At 73.3% G+C, this 17332-nt stretch carries 14 protein-coding genes; 7 read left to right on the plus strand and 7 right to left on the minus strand.

Annotation, left to right across the window (positions count from 1 at the left end):
• Positions 1–96: 96 nt before the first annotated feature.
• Positions 97–1632 carry an MFS transporter gene (locus BX266_RS02935; RefSeq protein WP_099897364.1) on the minus strand — a complete coding sequence of 512 codons (1536 nt, stop codon included), beginning with the start codon at positions 1630–1632 and terminating at the stop codon, positions 97–99.
• 248 nt (positions 1633–1880) lie between these two features.
• Here BX266_RS02935 and BX266_RS02940 point away from each other — a divergent pair, with 248 nt between their 5' ends.
• From BX266_RS02940 to BX266_RS02955, 4 genes are all read left to right on the plus strand, one after another.
• A complete protein-coding gene (locus BX266_RS02940; RefSeq protein WP_099897365.1) occupies positions 1881–2210 on the plus strand; it encodes a VOC family protein in 330 nt (109 codons plus the stop codon).
• A gap of 83 nt (positions 2211–2293) precedes the next feature.
• Positions 2294–3514, plus strand: a complete 1221-nt coding sequence (locus BX266_RS02945) for a PP2C family protein-serine/threonine phosphatase (RefSeq protein ID WP_099897366.1) — start codon at positions 2294–2296, stop codon at positions 3512–3514.
• A 131-nt stretch (positions 3515–3645) separates the two neighbouring features.
• Complete coding sequence (locus BX266_RS02950; RefSeq protein ID WP_099897367.1) at positions 3646–5469, plus strand: glycoside hydrolase family 15 protein; 1824 nt, start codon at positions 3646–3648, stop codon at positions 5467–5469.
• A 9-nt stretch (positions 5470–5478) separates the two neighbouring features.
• Positions 5479–6405, plus strand: coding sequence for a cyclase family protein (locus BX266_RS02955; protein WP_259464507.1), 927 nt, complete (start codon positions 5479–5481; stop codon positions 6403–6405).
• A 15-nt stretch (positions 6406–6420) separates the two neighbouring features.
• Here BX266_RS02955 and cydB read toward each other — a convergent pair whose 3' ends face one another.
• Together cydB and BX266_RS02965 are read right to left on the minus strand one after the other, a co-directional pair.
• Positions 6421–7440: a cytochrome d ubiquinol oxidase subunit II gene (gene cydB, locus BX266_RS02960; RefSeq protein WP_099897368.1), complete on the minus strand. Its 1020-nt coding sequence runs from the start codon at positions 7438–7440 to the stop codon at positions 6421–6423.
• Positions 7441–7455: 15 nt separating this feature from the next.
• A complete protein-coding gene (locus BX266_RS02965; RefSeq protein ID WP_180290356.1) occupies positions 7456–8838 on the minus strand; it encodes a cytochrome ubiquinol oxidase subunit I in 1383 nt (460 codons plus the stop codon).
• 232 nt (positions 8839–9070) lie between these two features.
• Between BX266_RS02965 and BX266_RS02970 the strand changes: the two genes are divergently transcribed.
• Both BX266_RS02970 and zwf read left to right on the plus strand, forming a co-directional pair.
• A complete protein-coding gene (locus BX266_RS02970; protein ID WP_099897369.1) occupies positions 9071–10651 on the plus strand; it encodes a GMC oxidoreductase in 1581 nt (526 codons plus the stop codon).
• 13 nt (positions 10652–10664) lie between these two features.
• Positions 10665–12038 carry a glucose-6-phosphate dehydrogenase gene (gene zwf, locus BX266_RS02975; RefSeq protein ID WP_099897370.1) on the plus strand — a complete coding sequence of 458 codons (1374 nt, stop codon included), beginning with the start codon at positions 10665–10667 and terminating at the stop codon, positions 12036–12038.
• 52 nt (positions 12039–12090) lie between these two features.
• Here zwf and BX266_RS02980 read toward each other — a convergent pair whose 3' ends face one another.
• The 3 genes from BX266_RS02980 to BX266_RS02990 are packed head-to-tail and all read right to left on the minus strand — an operon-like array spanning position 12091 to position 15928.
• Positions 12091–12810 carry a hypothetical protein gene (locus BX266_RS02980; protein WP_099897371.1) on the minus strand — a complete coding sequence of 240 codons (720 nt, stop codon included), beginning with the start codon at positions 12808–12810 and terminating at the stop codon, positions 12091–12093.
• Complete coding sequence (locus BX266_RS02985; RefSeq protein WP_099897372.1) at positions 12807–13934, minus strand: tryptophan 7-halogenase; 1128 nt, start codon at positions 13932–13934, stop codon at positions 12807–12809. Before BX266_RS02985 ends, BX266_RS02980 begins: the two co-directional genes overlap by 4 nt.
• A complete protein-coding gene (locus tag BX266_RS02990; RefSeq protein WP_099897373.1) occupies positions 13931–15928 on the minus strand; it encodes a LodA/GoxA family CTQ-dependent oxidase in 1998 nt (665 codons plus the stop codon). The genes BX266_RS02985 and BX266_RS02990 overlap by 4 nt, the downstream gene beginning before the upstream one ends.
• Before the next feature lie 423 nt (positions 15929–16351).
• Between BX266_RS02990 and BX266_RS02995 the strand changes: the two genes are divergently transcribed.
• Positions 16352–16780, plus strand: coding sequence for an anti-sigma factor antagonist (locus BX266_RS02995; protein WP_099897374.1), 429 nt, complete (start codon positions 16352–16354; stop codon positions 16778–16780).
• A gap of 29 nt (positions 16781–16809) precedes the next feature.
• Here the strand turns inward: BX266_RS02995 and BX266_RS03000 are convergent, their stop codons facing one another.
• Positions 16810–17322: an AAA family ATPase gene (locus BX266_RS03000; RefSeq protein WP_099897375.1), complete on the minus strand. Its 513-nt coding sequence runs from the start codon at positions 17320–17322 to the stop codon at positions 16810–16812.
• Positions 17323–17332: the final 10 nt, after the last annotated feature.

The following is a 17332-nucleotide window of genomic DNA, read 5'->3' on the forward strand; positions in this document are numbered from 1 at the left end:
AAGAACCCGCCCCCTTCGCCCCGAACTCCCCGAACTCCCCGAACGCCCCGAACTCCCGCCCCGGGGTCGCCGCCGGCCGCAGCTGCTGGCACCGGGTCAGAGCGCGACGGGGCCGTCGCTGCTGTGCACGGTCGGCGGGCCCGGGCGGTACAGCACCAGGGTCACCACCAGGCCGACCGCGAAGATCGCCGCCGACCACCAGTACGCGGTGGAGTAGCTCTCGATCGCCGCCTGGGCCTGGGCCTGCGGGGTGGCCTGCTTGCCGGCCAGGTAGTTGGCGGCGGCGGTGGTGGCGAGCGTGTTGAGCAGCGAGGTGCCGATCGAACCGCCGACCTGCTGGCTGGTGTTGACCATCGCGGAGCCGACGCCGGCGTCCCGCGGCGCGATGCCGGCGGTGGCCAGGTTCATGCCGGGCGCGAAGATGAAGCCGAAGCCGACGCCGGCCACCACCAGCGGCGGCAGCACGTGCGCCGCGTAGCTGCTGTCCAGGTCGAGGAAGGTCAGCCAGACCATCGAGAGCCCGGCCAGCGCCATCCCGGTCGGCACGATCGGCTTGCCGCCGAAGCGGGGCAGCAGCGTGTTGGTGGTGACGACGGAGGAGATCACCATCGCGACGACCATCGGCAGGAACGCCAGGCCGGTCGTCACCGGGCTGTAGTGCAGGATCTGCTGCAGGTAGTAGGTGAGGAAGAGGAAGACGCCGAAGATGCCTGCGCCGGAGATGAAGATGCCGGCGTACGAGGCGCCGCGGTCGCGGTCGAGGACCACCCGCAGCGGCAGCAGCGGGTGCCGGGCGCGGGTCTGCCACCAGACGAACAGCGCGATCAGCACGCCGCCGGCCACCAGGAAGCCCCAGGTCTGCACGTCGCCCCAGGCGTGCGACTCGGCGTTGCTGAAGCCGTAGACGATGCAGAACAGTCCGGCGCAGGCCAGCAGGGTGCCGGGGATGTCCAGTTTGGGCCGCTCGGCCGGGCGGCCGCCGTGCAGCAGCCGGGCGCCGCCGACGATGGCCAGCGCGGCGAAGACCAGGTTGACGTACAGGCACCAGCGCCAGTTCAGGTACTCGGTGAGCACGCCGCCGAGCAGCAGGCCGACTGCGCCGCCCGCACCGGCGATCGCACCGTAGATGCCGAACGCCTTCGCGCGTTCGCGCCCGTCCCGGAAGGTCGTGGTGAGCAGCGACAGCGCGGCCGGCGCGAGCAGCGCGCCGAACGCGCCCTGGAGGGCGCGTGCCGCGACCAGCATGGTGAAGCTGTTCGCGGCGCCGCCGAGCGCCGACGCCCCGGCGAAGCCGACCAGGCCGATCAGGAACACCGCTTTGCGGCCGACCAGGTCGGCGATCCGCCCGCCGAGCAGCAGCAGGCTGCCGAAGGCGAGCGCGTAGGCGGTGACGATCCACTGGCGGTTCGCGTCGGTGAAGCCGAGGTCCTGCTGGGCGGACGGGAGGGCGATGTTCACGATCGTCGCGTCGAGCACGACCATCAGCTGGGCGATCCCGATCACGGCCAGGATCCACCAGCGGTGTTCGTGCGCCCCGCCGGTCGATTCGGGCTGCTGCGGCCGTGCGGTGTCCGGTCCGGCCGGTCCGATGTCGGTGGCCGGGGCGTTCCACTCGGGTGCGCGGTCTTCCATGCTGCTGACCTCCAGACGGGCCGGTGGGGCCCGCTGACGAGAAGGCAGATGTCTTGATCACCGTAAGGAGCGCGGGGCCCGTCCGCGACTCGGCCACTTGGCCGAACCGGCCGGTGGCCGGGGCCCGCGGCGTGGATCGGCGCAGGTCGGCGGGTCGAGGTGCATTCGCCGTCGAACGGTGCGACTGTGCCGACATGGTGCGCCCCCGGTGGGCGCCGACGTCGACTTCACGGAAGGAACGCACGCAGATGAGTGCCGCGATTCGCAGTGTGGTGGTCCCGGTGTCCGACCTCGGTGCGGCCAAGGCGATCTACTCCGCCCTGTTCGGTGAGCCGCACACGGACCAGCCCTACTACGTGGGCTACAACGTCGGCGGGTTCGAGATCGGCCTGAACCCGAACGGCGACAGCTCCGAGGGTCCGGTGGCGTTCACCGACGTCGACGACCTGGACGCGGTGCGGTCCGGTCTGCTCGCCGCGGGCGCCACCGAGCGCAGTGCCCCGCGCGAGGTGGCCCCGGGCGTGCGGGTGTGCGTCCTGGCGGACACCGACGGCAACGCCTTCGGTCTCCGGGGCTGACGCCGGGGCCGTGGCGGCAGGGGTGTGGCCCCGCCCCGGGGCGGGCAGCCGCCCCGGTGGGGTTCGGCAGGAGGTGCTGAGCGATGCGTCACGACAGCGGGAGCCCCGCTGACAGCGCGCTGGTCCAGCTGCTGGAGGACGCCCACCGGGCCGGACCCGGTGACGTTCCGCGGCTGATCGAGGACACCGCGGCCCGGATGGGCCTGAGCGCGGCCCGGATCTACCTGGCCGACGTGCAGGAACGGCAGCTCACCGCGCTGCCCGTGCCGCCGCCGGGCGGACCGGCGGTCCCGGAGACGATGGACGTCGACTCCTCGCTGGCCGGCCGCGCGTACCGCACCGAGACCGTTCACACCGGCTCCGACGAGACCGCGGACGGCGGGGCGCTGGCGGTGGGCTGGATCCCGCTGGTGGACGGCATCGGACGCCTGGGCGTGCTGCGGGTCGCCGCGCCCCGCCTGGACGAGGCGCTGCTCGCCCGGGCCCGGGCGCTGGCCTCCGCGACAGCCCTGCTGATCGCCACCAAGACCACGTTCAGCGACCCGCTGGTCAATGCCGGGCGGCGTCGGCCGGTGACCTTGCAGGCCGAGCTGGTCTGGGCGTTCGTGCCGCCCCGCACCATCGGGACCCACCAGGTCACGTCCAGCGCGGTGCTGGAGCCGGCGTACGACATCGGCGGCGACGCCTTCGACCACAGCCTGTCCGAGCACGCCCTGCACCTGACGCTGGTCGACGCGATGGGCCACGACCTGGCCTCCGGCGGGTGCAGCGCCGTGGCGCTCGCCGCCTGCCGCTCCACCCGCCGGGAGGGCGGCTCGCTCGCCGACATCGCCCGGGCCATCGACTCCGCACTGACCCGGTGGATCCCGGAGCGCCTGCTGACCTGTGTGATCGCCGATCTGGACACCGACACCGGCCGGCTGTCCTGGATCAACTGCGGCCACCCCACCCCGCTGCTGATCCGCCGCGGCCGGATCGTGGACCACGCCCTGGAACGCAGCCCGCACCCGCCGCTGGGCCTGCCCGTCGGACTGCCCCGGACGGTGCCGCCGATCCACACCGCCCGGCTGGAGCCCGGCGATCGCATCCTGATCCACTCCGACGGGGTCACCGAGGGCCGCGACCGCGCCGGCCTGGCGTTCGGCGAGCAGCACCTCGTGGACACGGTGGTCCGCGCGATGGCCGACGGCCTGCCCGCACCGGAGGCGCTGCGCCGCCTGGTGCAGCGGATCACCGCGCACCAGGACAACCGGCTGAAGGACGACGTCACCGTGCTGCTCGCCGACTGGCACCCGGCATCCTGAGAAGTCCCCGAACTCCCGGTCCCCCCGGCGGCGTTCGCCTCCGTACCGGCCCTGCGCCGGGCCCGGCGACAGGCCGGATTCCGCCGTGTGGGATAGCTTCGCCGTGGGGGGCCTCACACCGCGGAGTTCTCATGGATCGGTATCCGCCCATCGCCGAACACGGCCTCGTGGGAGACCTGCAGACCGCAGCCCTGATCTCCTCCCAGGGAGTCCTCGACTGGTTCGCCTCGCCCAGGTTCGACTCGCCGAGCGTGTTCGCCGCCCTGCTCGACCACGACCGCGGCGGCTACTGCCGGCTCGGCCCCGACCTGAGTGGCGACGTCACCTGCCGTCAGCTGTACTACCCGGACACGGCCGTGCTGGTCACCCGCTTCATGTCGCCGGACGGCGTCGGCGAGGTGATCGACTGGATGCTCCCGCACGACACCGGCCTGGCCACCGACCGGCACACCGTCGTCCGGCTGGCGCGCACGGTGCGCGGCACGGTCCGCTTCGAGTTCGAGTGCAGCCCGCGGTTCGACTACGGCCGGGCCGACCACGAGGCGCGGGTCGACGGGGGCGACGCCGAGTTCCGGGGGCCGGACCTGACCGTGCACCTGAGGTCGACGTTCCCGCTGCAGCAGCAGGGCAAGGACGTGGTCGGCGCGGTGACCCTGAACGCGGGCGAGCAGGCCGGCCTGGTGCTGACCACCTGCGCCGCGGGCGGCGAGGCGCCGCAGCAGCCGACGGTGGACTCGCTGACCGAGCAGATGTGGAAGAGCGTCAACTTCTGGCAGCTGTGGGTGCGTCAGTCCAACTACCGGGGCCGCTGGACGGACATGGTCCACCGGTCGGCGATCACCCTGAAGCTTCTCACCTACGCGCCCTCCGGCGGCCTGGTCGCCGCGGCCACCATGGGCCTGCCGGAGCAGGTCGGCGGCGAGCGCAACTGGGACTACCGGTTCACCTGGATCCGGGACGCCTCGCTGTCGGTGCGGGCGCTGCTCGACCTGGGGTTCACCGACGAGGCGCTGGCCTTCACCGGCTGGCTGGGCAACCGGCTGCGCGAGCGGCTCGACATGCCGGGCGAGCGCCTTCAGATCATGTACCGGGTGGACGGCGACCCGAAGCTGTCGGAGGAGATCCTGGAGCACTTCGAGGGCTACCGGGGCTCGTACCCGGTGCGGGCCGGCAACGCCGCGATGGACCAGCTGCAGCTGGACATCTACGGCGAGGCGCTCTACGCGCTGGCGGAGGCCCGCAGGTTCGGGGTCCAGCCCGGGTACCACGGCTGGCAGGCGGCCGCGCAGACCCTGGACTGGCTGGCCGACAACTGGGACCGCCCCGACGAGGGCATCTGGGAGACCCGCGGCGGGCGGCAGGACTTCACCTTCAGCCGGGTGATGACCTGGGTGGCCTTCGACCGGGGCCTGCGCCTCGCGGAGGACTTCGCCCGGCCCGCCGACATCCCGCGCTGGCGCGACACCCGCGACGCGGTGCTGAAGCAGATCATGGAGCGCGGCTGGAGCGAGAAGGAGCAGGCGCTGGTCCAGCACTACGGCAGTGACACCCTGGACGCCTCGCTGCTGGTGATCCCCCGGGTCGGCCTGCTCGCCCCGAGGGACCCGGTGTGGCTGTCCACGCTGGACGCGATGGACCGCAAGCTGGTCTCGGACAGCCTGGTCTACCGCTACGACCCGGCGGCCTCCCCCGACGGCCTGCGCGGCTCCGAGGGCACCTTCAGCCTGTGCTCGTTCCTGTACGTCGACGCGCTGGCCCGCGCGGGCCGGCTGCGGCAGGCCAGGTACGCCTTCGAGAAGATGCTGACGTACGCCAACCACGTCGGCCTGTTCGCCGAGGAGATCGGCCCGTCCGGCGAGCAACTGGGCAACTTCCCGCAGGCGTTCACCCACCTGTCGCTGATCATGGCGGCGACCACGCTGGACGAGGCCCTCGACCGGGCCTACCGGCACTGAGGCGGCGCGATGGCCCCGGCCATGGGACCGGCGGACTTCGACGCCCTGTACCGGCGGGTGGCTGCCCACGCGCCGGTGCCGGGCGTCCGGCCGCGCGGGGCGCTGGAGTACCTGACGCCGGAGCGGGTGGCCGCCGCGGCCCGCGAGGTGCGCACCGGACGGCACGTCAGCCTGGCCGCGCCGGTCGCCACCGAGGCGGCCCCGGACAATCCGGAGCCGGCCGGGCACCGGATGACCGGGGCGGTGGCCGGGCACCTGCGCGGCGAGGGCCTGGAGTTCGCCCGCGACCGGATCGACATGAACGTGCACGGCGACGCGGACAGCCACCTGGACGCGCTGTGCCACGTGGTCTACGACGGCACCCTGTTCGGCGGCGTCCCCGCGCAGTCGCTGTCGGCCGAGGGGGCGGGGGCGCTGGCGGTCGACCTGGCCGCGGCGGGCATCGTCGGCCGCGGGGTGCTGCTCGACATCCCCGGGCTGCGCGGCGTGCCGTGGCTCGACCCGGGCGAGTCGGTGAGCGCCGCGGACCTGCTCGCGGCGGAGCGGGCGCAGCAGGTCCGGTTCGGCCCGGGCGACCTGCTGTTCGTCCGGGTCGGGCACCGGCGGCGGCGGGCCGAGCTGGGGCCGTGGGACGCCTCCGCGGCCCGGGCCGGCCTGCACCCGGAGGCGGTGGAGCTGCTGGCCGAGCGGCGGGTCTCGGTGCTCGGCGGCGACGGCAACAACGACTGCGCGCCGAGCCCGGTGGCGGATGTCGCCTTCCCGGTGCACGTGCTGGCGGTGCACGCGCTGGGCGTGCACCTGCTGGACTACCTGCAGTTCGAGGAGTTGCTGCCGCTGTGCGCGGAGCAGCGCCGCTGGTCGTTCCTGTGCGTGGTGGCGCCGCTGCGGGTGCCGGGGGCGACCGGGTCGCCGGTCAGTCCGATCGCCGTGCTGTGACGGACCGGCCGCCGGTTACTCGGCGGCCGGCTGCGCGGCGGGGGCGAACTGCTCGGGCGAGACCCGGCGGCGGAAGACGTGGTACGTCCAGCCCTGGTAGGCGAGGACGACGGGGAGCAGCACGACGGCGACCACCGTCATCACCTTCAGCGCGTAGCTGCCGGAGGCGGTGCCGTCGACGGTGAGCGAGTACGCCGGGTTCGTGCTGGAGACCATCACGTGCGGGTACAGGTCGGCGAACAGCGACAGCATGCAGGTGGCGATGGTGAAGCAGGTCGCGGTGAACGCCCAGCCCTCGTGACGGGTCGTCACCAGCCAGTACGCGGCCAGCACGGCGAGCAGGGCGAGCAGTTGGACGATGCCCGGCAGTGCGCCCTTGCCGGCCACCGAGTGGGTCCAGGGCAGGAAGGCGAGCACGGCCAGGGCGGTGATCGGGGCGACGATCCGGCCGAGCCGGCGGGCCCTGGCCCGGACTTCGCCGGTGGTGCGCAGCGCCAGGAAGCAGGCGCCGTGCAGCAGGCAGAGCAGCAGCAGGGTGAGCCCGGTGAACACGGCGTAGCCGGAGAACAGGTCGCCGAACCCGCCGGTGAACTCCTCGTCCTGGCCGATCGGGACGCCGTGCAGCAGGCCGCCGAGGGCGACGCCGACGAAGAACGGGACCAGCAGGCTGCCGAGGGCCAGGGTGGTGTCCCAGACCAGGCGCCAGCGGGGGCTGTCCACCTTGCCGCGGAACTCGAAGGACACGCCGCGCAGGATCAGCCCGACCAGGATGAGCACCATCACCAGGTAGTAGGCGGAGAACATGGTGGCGTACCAGCCGGGGAAGGCGGCGAACATGGCGGCCGCGGCGACGATCAGCCAGACCTCGTTGCCGTCCCAGAGCGGTCCGATGGTGTTGATGGCGGTGCGCCGGCCGGCCTCGTCCCGGCCGACCAGGTTGTGCAGCAGGCCGACGCCGAGGTCGAAGCCCTCCAGGACGAAGAAGCCCGCCCACAGCACGGCCGTGAGGATGAACCAGAAGGTGGCAAGTCCCATGGCGGTCCTCGGGGTTCAGTAGGTGAGCGAGGGCGTCCGGGTGCCCTCGGCGGGGGCCGGTTCGAGCTCGCGGCGGGCGTAGCGGAGCATCAGGAAGACCTCGATCACGGCCAGGGCGGCGTACAGCAGGAAGAACACGACGATGCTGATCGCCACCGTGGTGGTGGTGATCGAGGGCGAGACGCCGTTCCTGGTGAGCTGGATGCCCTGGACGATCCACGGCTGGCGGCCGTTCTCGGTGAGCAGCCAGCCGGCGGTGTTCATCAGGAAGGGGAGCACGACCACCCAGACGGCGACCCGCTGGAAGGCCCGGGCGGCGGTGAGTCTCTTGCGCCACAGCAGCCACAGGCCCCAGAGGGCGACCAGCAGCACGACGACGGCCAGGTAGGCCATGACCCGCATCGACCAGTACTGGACGAAGACGTCGGGGACGTAGTCGCCGGGGCCGTACTGCGCCTGGTACTGGCTCTGCACCTCGTTCAGGCCGAGGACCTGGCCGTTCCAGTGGTTGGTGGCGAGCAGGGACAGCAGGTGCGGAACGGCGATGATCTTGGTGGGGGTCTGGTCGTTGTTGCCGCCGCCGATCTGGAACAGCGAGAAGGAGCAGGGCTGGCAGGTGGTCCACTGCGCCTCCGCCCCGGCGATCTTCATCGGCTGGTACTTGCCCTCGGTGACCCCGAGTTCGCTGCCGACCAGCATCGCCAGCAGCAGCGCGGGCACCAGCACCACCAGGGACAGCCGGGCGGAGGCGTGGAAGGCGATCGGCGAGCGGCCCTTGCGCAGCTGCCAGGCGGAGACGGCGAGCATCACCACCGCGCCGGTCACCACCGAGGCCAGCAGCACGTGCAGGTAGCCGCGCAGGAAGACCGGGTTGGTGAACAGCTTCCAGACGTCGGTGAGCCGGGGCCGGCCGGTCTCCGCGTCGACGGTGTATCCGACCGGGTGCTGCATCCAGGAGTTGGCGGCCATGATGAACGCCGCCGACAGCGCCCCGCCGACCGCGACGGCCCAGATGGTGGCCAGGTGGACGCGTTCGGGCAGCCGGTCCCAGCCGAACAGCCACAGCCCCAGGAAGGTGGACTCCAGGAAGAACGCGGCCAGCCCCTCCATCGCCAGCGGGGCGCCGAACACGTCGCCGACGGTGCGCGAGTAGGCGGACCAGTCCATGCCGAACTGGAACTCCTGGACCAGCCCGGTGACCACGCCGACCGCGATGTTGATGACGAGCAGGGTGCCGAAGAACCGCGTGAGCCGGAGGTGCTCGGGCAGGCGGGTGCGGTGCCAGGCGGTCTGCAGCAGCGCGGTCAGGAAGCCCAGGCCGATGGTGACCGGCACGAACAGGAAGTGGTAGATCGACGTCATGGCGAACTGCAGTCGGGCCAGGTCGAGTTGACTCAAGCTTCCCCCTGTCGGGCACGGCCGGGACGGAACCGGACATACCGGTCACGCCGGAAGTGAAGCACGCACGGACCCGCCCCCGGAGCGGCGACACCGCCGCGCCCACCCGTTCGGCCGCACCGGCCGCACGGGGCCCGCTTCCCGCGTCGCCGCTCCGGCCCGCCGGCTATAGCTTCGTCGAGGAGCCGGGTGTCCGGGAACGAACCGGCACGCCGGCAGATCGGAGTCCCGCGTGGCCGACAGTCAGCACTACGACGTCATCGTGATCGGTACCGGAGCAGGCGGCGGCACCCTCGCCCACCGCCTGGCCCCCACCGGAAAGCGCGTCCTGATCCTGGAACGCGGGGACTACCTGCCCCGCGAGCGGGACAACTGGGACTCCACCGCGGTCTTCGTCAGGGGCAAGTACCGCGCCCCGGAGTACTGGTACGACAAGGACGGCAACTCCTTCCCGCCCGAGGTCAACTACTACGTCGGCGGCAACACCAAGTTCTACGGGGCGGCGCTGTTCCGGCTGCGGCCGGAGGACTTCGGCGAGCTGCGCCACCACGACGGCGTCTCCCCCGCCTGGCCGCTGCGCTACGAGGACCTGGAGCCGTACTACACGCAGGCCGAGCACCTCTACCGGGTGCACGGGCAGCACGGCGAGGACCCCACCGAGGGGTTCGCCGGCCTGCAGTACGCCTTCCCGCCGGTGCGGCACGAGCCGCGCATCCAGCAGCTCAGCGACGACCTGGAGAAGCACGGCCTGCACCCCTTCCACCTGCCGATCGGCGTCGACCTGACCCAGGACGGCGCCGGGCGGGCCGCGCACGGCAGCGCCTGCATCCGGTGCGACCGGGTGGACGGCTTCCCGTGCCTGCTGGGCGCCAAGTCCGACGCCCAGGTGATCTGCGTCGACCCGGCGCTGCAGCACCCCAACGTGCAGCTGGTCACCGGCGCCGAGGTACGCCGGCTGGAGACCGACGGGGCCGGCCGCACCGTCACCGGGGTGGTGGCCCGGCTCGCGGACGGCGCCGAGGAGACCTTCCGCGGCGACATCGTGGTGGTGTCCTGCGGCGCGGTGAACTCCGCCGTCCTGCTGCTCCGTTCGGCCAACGACGCCCACCCGAACGGGCTGGCGAACAGCTCCGACGTGGTCGGCCGCCACTACATGCGGCACAACAACCTGGCGCTGATGGCCGTCTCCAAGGAGCCCAACCCCACCTCCTTCCAGAAGACCCTGGCCCTGCACGACTGGTACCTGGCCGGCCCCGACTGGGAGTACCCGATGGGCGGGATCCAGATGCTCGGCAAGTCCGACGCCGACCAGATCCACGGCGAGGCGCCCCGCTGGGCGGGCACGGTCTCCCCCGACCTGCCGTTCGAGGTGCTGGCGCACCACGCCGTCGACTTCTGGCTCTGCGGCGAGGACCTGCCGCTGGCCGACAGCCGGGTCACCCTGGACCGCGACGACCGCGTCCACCTCAGCCTGGACGAGCACAACAACACCGCCGGGCTGAAGAAGCTCCGCCACCAGCTGCAGGGCATGCTCGGCAAGCTCGGCATGCACGAGCACCACCTGCTGCCGCACAGCCTGTACCTGCACAAGGGCATGCCGATCGGGGCGACCGCGCACCAGGCCGGCACCGTCCGCTTCGGCGACGACCCCCGCTCCTCCGCGCTGGACGTCACCTGCAAGGCGCACGACCTCGACAACCTGTACGTCGTGGACACCAGCTTCTTCCCGAGCATCGGCGCGGTGAACCCGTCCCTGACGGCCATCGCCAACGCCCTGCGGGTCGGCGACCTGATCGCCGACCGCCTCACCTGAAACGGAGTCAGCGATGCCGACGCCTTCGCAGATGGACGCACTGGTCATCTTCGGCGCCACCGGGGACCTGGCCAAGCTGGAGACCTTCCCCGCCCTGGTCGGGCTGGTGGAACGGGGCGTGCTGGACGTGCCCGTGGTGGGCGTGGCCAAGAGCGGCTGGGGACTTGAGGAGTTCCGCAGATACGCCGCCGACTCACTCACCCTCAACACGATGGACCCGGACGCCCCCGCGGCCCGCAAGATGCTCGGCCTGCTGCGCTACGTGGACGGCGACCTCGACGACGACGCCACCTACACCGCCATGGCCGAGCAGATGGGCGGCCCCCGCGGCCTGTTCTACCTGGAGGTGCCGCCGCCGCTGTTCGGCCGGATCGCCAAGGGCATCGCCGGCGCCGGCCGGGCCGAGGGCGCCCGCATCATGGTGGAGAAGCCGTTCGGCAACGACCTGCGCAGCGCGCGGGAACTCAACGCCACCATGCACGAGTACTTCCCCGAGGACGCCGTCTACCGGGTCGACCACTGGCTGGGCCTCGACCCGCTGGAGAACGTGCTGTTCGCCCGCTTCGCCAACTCGGTGATCGAACCGCTGCTCAACCGGACGTACGTGGAGAGCATCCAGATCACCATGGCCGAGGCCTTCGACGTCGCCGACCGGGGCCGCTTCTACGACCGCACCGGCGCCGTCCGCGACGTCCTCCAGAACCACATGCTGCAGGTCCTCGCCTCCGTCCTGGCCGAGCCGCCGACCGGCACCGGCCTGGACTCCTGGCGCAGCGCCAAGGCCAACGTGATCGGATCGCTGCGGCCGCTGGCCGCCGAGCAGGTGGTGCGCGGCCAGTACGAGGGCTACCTGGACGTCGAGGGCGTCGCGGCCGGCTCCACCACGGAGTCGTACGTCGCGGTGCGGCTGGCCGCCGAGTCCTGGCGGTGGGCCGGGGTGCCGATCCTGATCCGGGCCGGCAAGTGCCTCCCGGTGACGGCGACCGAGGTCTGCATCCGCTTCAAGGACGCCCCGCACGACATCTTCGGCCTGGGGCGCAGCGCGACCCCCAACGCGCTGCGGTTCCGGATCTGGCCGGAGACCCAGGTCGGCTTCAGCCTGATCGGCAAGGCGCCCGGCAGCGGCTGGCGGCCCCAGCCGGAGGAGCTGTCCTTCAGCGAGGTCCCCGGCTCCGACATGCGCCCCTACGACCGGCTGATCGGCGCGGCGCTGGACGGCGACCGCTGGCTGTTCGCCCGGCAGGACAGCGTCGAGGCCGCCTGGCGGGTGGTCGACCCGATCCTCGGCGACGTGGTGCCGGTGCGCCCGTACGCCCGCGGCAGCTGGGGCCCGGAGGAGGCCGACGCGCTGCTGCCCGACGGGGACGCCTGGCACGACCCGGCCTGACCCGCCGTCGGCCGCGGGCCCGGAGGCGGACGCCTCCGGGCCCGCGGTGCTGCTACTGCTGGTTGAGCGAGGTGGTGTTCCACCAGCCCTGGCGGCCCGCGGTGAAGGTGACCTTGCGGTCGCCGACGGCGCCCTCGTAGGCGGTGCCGGGGGTCAGCGGGCTCTTCCCGGCGGCGCCGTGCGGGTCCTTGACGGTCGGCACGGTGACCGTCCCGGCGGGGGCGAGGTCGCCCGGGCGGAAGCCCTGCGGGTTCCCGGTGGTGATCACCTCGTCCCAGTTCGGGGCGCCGTCCAGCCGGTGGGCGAGGTGGACCTCGTCGTCCTGGCCGAAGGCGAGGGCGGTCAGGAAGTCGGGGTAGCCGGCCGCGGGGTCGAGCGGCCGGTAGTGGACGACGTCCTCCTTGCGGCAGGTGGCGTCGACCGCCGGGAGCAGCGGCGTGAAGGTCCGCCCGCCCTGGGAGTCGACGGTGACGCGTTCGAGCTCGACCGGCAGCGAGGTCCGGGTGCCGTCGACGATCTCCTGCAGCGGCCAGTGCCCTTCGGAGAACAGCGAGTAGTACACCTGCCGGTCCTCGTGCGCGGCCAGGTCGGTCAGGTAGGTGGTGCGCAGGTTCTCGTCCAGCCCGAACCTGGTGATCAGCTGGAAGGCGTGGATCGGGACGTAGTACAGGCCCAGGTGGTAGCTGAAGATCGTCTTCTTGCCGATCAGCAGGAAGCGGTGGCCGTGCCGGGCGTCGGCGCTGAGGGCGTCGGTCGGGGGAACGGTGCTCATCCGGGGGTCTCCTCGGGGGTGGGGGTGTGGCGGCGCTGCCAGAACGGCCGGTCGGGCCAGCGTCGTTCGGCGGCGTAGTGGGTGCGGTGGTTGCGCAGGTAGGCGGCGCCGACCGCGTCGACGGTGCGGGCGTGGGCGGCCAGGGCGTCCGGGTCGCCGGACAGGTGGGCGTCGACGGCCCGGCCGGCGCTCAGGCCGGTGAACAGGGCGGTCAGGATGCCCTGCGAGGACAGCGGGTCGAACGCGACGGCGGCGTCCCCGGCGGCGGTCCAGCCGCCGCCGGAGACGGTGTCCAGGCGGGCGGTGTGGGCGGGCGCCCGCCGGGGCGCGGTGTCCGGCGGCCACGGGTGGGCGCCCGCGAGCGGTCCCACGTGGCGGGTCGCGGCGAGCCGGTCCGCGAGCGCGGTGCGGGCCGCGGGGAGGTCCGCGTCGGTGTACCAGGCCAGCAGGCGGCGGCCGGTGGGCAGCGGCGCGGTGTACCACCAGCCGTCGGACGCGGCCTCGACCGTGGTGGTGGTGTCCGGGGTCGGCGGGTCCGCGGGGCCGAGGGTGAGGTGGACGGCGATCAGCCGGTCGCGGACCAGCCGTCGGGCGCCGCAGGCGATGGCGACCGCGGCCCGGCGGCCGGTGGCGTCCACCAGCCAGCGGCACCGCGCCGGGCGGCTTCCGCCGGGGCCGCGCAGTTCCACCGTCCACCCGCCGTCCGCGGTGCGGGCGACCGGGCGGACCGCCGTCCCGGTGGCGAGTCGGGCGCCCTGCGCCCGGGCCTGCGCGCGCAGTCGGCGGTCGAACAGCGGCCGGTCGAGGTGCCAGCCGGGGCCGTGCGGGTCGAGGATGCTGTCCTGCCAGCCGAGCTCCGGACCGCCCCAGGCCGACCGGTTGGCCCGGCACGGCAGGTGACCCTCCGTCAGGGCCCGGTCGGCGCCCAGGTCGCGGAGCAGCACCCGGGCGGCGGCGGGCAGCGCCTCGCCGACCTGCGCCGGGCCGCGGCCGGCGTCCGCGAGCAGCACCGTCCGGCCCGCGCGCAGCAGGGCGAGCGCGGCGGCCGCACCCGCCGGGCCCCCGCCCGCCACCACCACGTCGTAGCGGGCGTGCCCGGCCGCGGCGGGTGCGGCGGGCGTCACGCGGTGCCGTTCGCGGGGCGGGCGCCGCCGCCGTTGGCGGACTCCTCGCCGAACGGGTCGAGCTTGTCGATGTAGCCCACCGTGATGTCCTCCGCGCGGTAGCCGGTCCGCTCGGCGACGTCGCCGAGCACGCCGCTGTGCGCGGCGGTGTCCAGGGCGGTGGGCTCCGGGACGTGCACGGTGACCAGGTTGCGGTTCGGCGAGACCCCTTCCAGCGGGAAGCCCGGCACCGACTCGACCTGCACGGTCTCGGGGAACCGGCCGTCGCCCACCGTGTAGCGGCGGGCCTCCACGATGCCGAAGTGGTGCCACTCCTCGACGGCCTGGGCGAGCTGCTCCTTGTACTGGCCGCGCAGGCCGCGCAGCCAGGACGCCCGCCGGGCGAACGCGTCCTCCCGCTCCTCCTGCGAACTCGCCTCCCCGGCTTCCTGGTTGACGATCCGGAAGTCCTCCGCGGTGAGCACGTGGTTGGGCACCCGGGCGGGCCAGAAGGTCGGCAGGTGCGGGTCGTAGCGGCCTTTGGGCAGCGCGTTCGACTCGTAGCCGGAACGGCAGCTGGCGGTGTCGGTCTGCCACGGGATCGCCATCCAGCGGGTCAGCCCGCCGGGCGGCTGGGCGTGCAGCGGGCCGTCGGCGCCGAGGGCGCGTTCGGCGCTCAACTGCGGGCCGTAGTCCGGCTCCGGGTCGTCGTCGGCGCGGTGCAGGATCCGGAACGGCTCCTGGTACATGGTGGTGTGGCGGATCGGCCAGGTCACCTCGCAGCCCGGGTGGAAGGCGTCGGCCAGGCAGAAGTCCAGGGCGGCGCGGTCCAGCAGGCCCGGCTGCTCGGCGATCGGCGCGTCCTCCACCCGGCTCGGGAAGCCGGGCGTCGCGGCGGTGCTGAACTCGCCGGCCGCCCACTTCTCCAGCTGCTCGATCTGGGTGTCGGACAGCGTCAGGTACTGGAGCTTCGACTTCGGCCTGCTCGCCATGCCGTCGCCGTAGAACCACGGCCACGGCTGCGGTGACAGCCCGTCACGTTCGTAGTCCCGCATCGCGGTGAACACCTGGCGGCGCAGCTCGCGGTTGCGTTCGGCCTTGCTGGACAGGCGGGCCAGCAGGGCGGGAGCCGTGAAGTCCTCCGGGCCGCCGAAGCCGTGGTGGGTGGCGTAGCCCTTGTTGACCCACTGGAGTTCGCAGAAGCGGCGCAGGATCGGCTCGACGTCCCGCTCGAACACCACCTCGTCGTCCGCTCCGGGCCGGCGCGGGCGGAAGACGTCGTGCAGCAGGTCCCACAGGGTGCGCGGGGTCTTCACGTCGGGGGCGTAGTTGGGCGGGCCGACCACCACCCAGGCGCCCTTGACCTCGACGGCCCTGCCGTTCAGCTTCAGGGTGGCGGTGACCGGTCCGTCGGAGGTGTCGTCGTACCAGCCGTCGTTGTTGCCGAAGGACTGCAGCTCCTCTCCCCCGGGTGCGCCGGAGGTGCCGCTGCCGCCGAGGACCACCAGCCGGCCCTCCTCGTCGGCCTGCATCCGGCCCAGCGGGACGCTCACGCCGAGGAACGATCCGCCGGTGAACTCCACCGGTCCCTTGCTGCCGTGGGCCAGGGTCTTGCGGCCCGGGTCGATGATCAGCTGCGCGCGCCCGGCGCCGTCGGTCTTGCCGTTGCGGCGCAGCGACGCCTTGCCCTGCATGTCGGGGATGTCCAGGGCGAGGTCGAAGTTGTACCAGGCCGCCTTCCGGTTGGCGACGTGGACGGCCCACTCCACCTCCACCCCGGTGTCGGAAGGCTTCAGTTCACGGACCACGCGGTCCTGCGCGTCGTAGCCGTAGATCCGGAACCGGGCGGCCTCCCGCTTGATCGCACCGGTCTCGTCCTTGTGGAAGCCGACCGGCGCGGGCTCGGGCGCGGGCGTCTCGGGGCCGTAGTACCAGCCGTCCTCGCGGGTGCTGTTGCCGACCCGGGCCACCCCGACCGCGGGGTGGATCTTCGCGTAGGCGATCTCTTCGGTCATCGGGTGCGCTGTCCTTTCGGAGCGGGCGGAGCCGCACGGGCCACGGACGGGCCCGGCCCGGAGCGGTGCGGCGCAAGGGCGCTTCGTGGCCGACCTTGACAGATCGAGTACGACCGGGTTGCGCGGCTCGCGGAACCGGAACGAGACGTGGCCCGAACGGGTGGCACGGCAGGCACGCTGCGTGACCGGCTTCCCGCGACGGGCACAACTGGGCCTTCCGGCCAGCCAGTTCGGCGGGCGCCCGGGCAGCGGCCACCCGGTGCCCTTGCACCGGTGGCGTAGCGTGGGAGCGTTGGCCGGTCGGTCCGTCGGACCGGGGGTCGGCTCCCGCCGTTCGCAGCCTTCGTACTCGGAACACCGATCCGGGCGCGGCCGTCACGGCGTGGGCGCCTCCGCGGGCCCCGGCGGGCGAGGAGGCCACACATGCCCGTCCGCGCCGACAGTGCCCCGACCGCGGGTCCGCCGCCCGGCCCGCACCTGACCGCCACCACCACCCGGCTCGGCCACACCGCGGTGTGCCACCTGGCCGGCGACCTGGACGTCGACACCCGCGAGCGCGCCGCGGCCGCACTGGCCCGCGCCGCCGCCGAGCCGCACCACCTGGTGTGCGTCGTGCTGCGCGACATCGACTTCCTCGCCTGCGCCGGACTGACCACCCTGCTGGAGGCCCGGGCGGCCGCCCTCGCGGCGGACCGCTCCCTCGCCCTGGTCGACCCCAGCCCGCCGGTCCGCCGGGTCCTCGAACTCACCGGCACCGGCAGCCTGTTCCCCGTCCTCGCCGACCTGCCGCGCGGCGACTGCCCGACCGGATCCGCCCCGGACGGACTGTGCCGCGCGACGCCGGTCGGGTAGTCACCGGCCGGTGCGGGCCGCTCGGACGCTCAGGAGGCGGCGCCCAGTCGGCCCAAGACCGTCGACACGTTGCGCGGCACGTCCTGGACGGAGTCCAGCACCAACCGGTCGTGCGACCACGGGGCGAACTCCGTGCGGCGCCGCTGGACCACCTCCCAGGTCGGCTCGGGGAAGCCGTCGATCTGCCGTGCGCGTCCTTCCAGGCGGCGGCGGTGCGTCGCCTCGTCGGAGCAGACCACCTCGACGAACACCACCGGGACACCGTGGCGCGCAGCCAGCGAGCGCCACTGCTGCCGGGCCTCCTCCACCGCGTTGACGGCGTCGACGATCACGGTCTGGTCCAGGGCCAGCACGCCGTCGGCGACCACCTCGGCCACCACGTACGCCGCCAGGCCGGTGGGCTGACTGCGCGTCACACCGGCGCGCCACATCGCGGCCTCGATCGGGTCCACCGACACCACCGGAGCGCCGAGCTTCCGCCCGAGCTCCGCGGCGACCGCGCTCTTGCCCGCGCCGGGCAGGCCCGCCATCACGATCAGCATGCGCCCACCC

Source organism: Streptomyces sp. TLI_171 (genome assembly GCF_003610255.1).
Taxonomy (GTDB): Bacteria; Actinomycetota; Actinomycetes; order Streptomycetales; family Streptomycetaceae; genus Kitasatospora.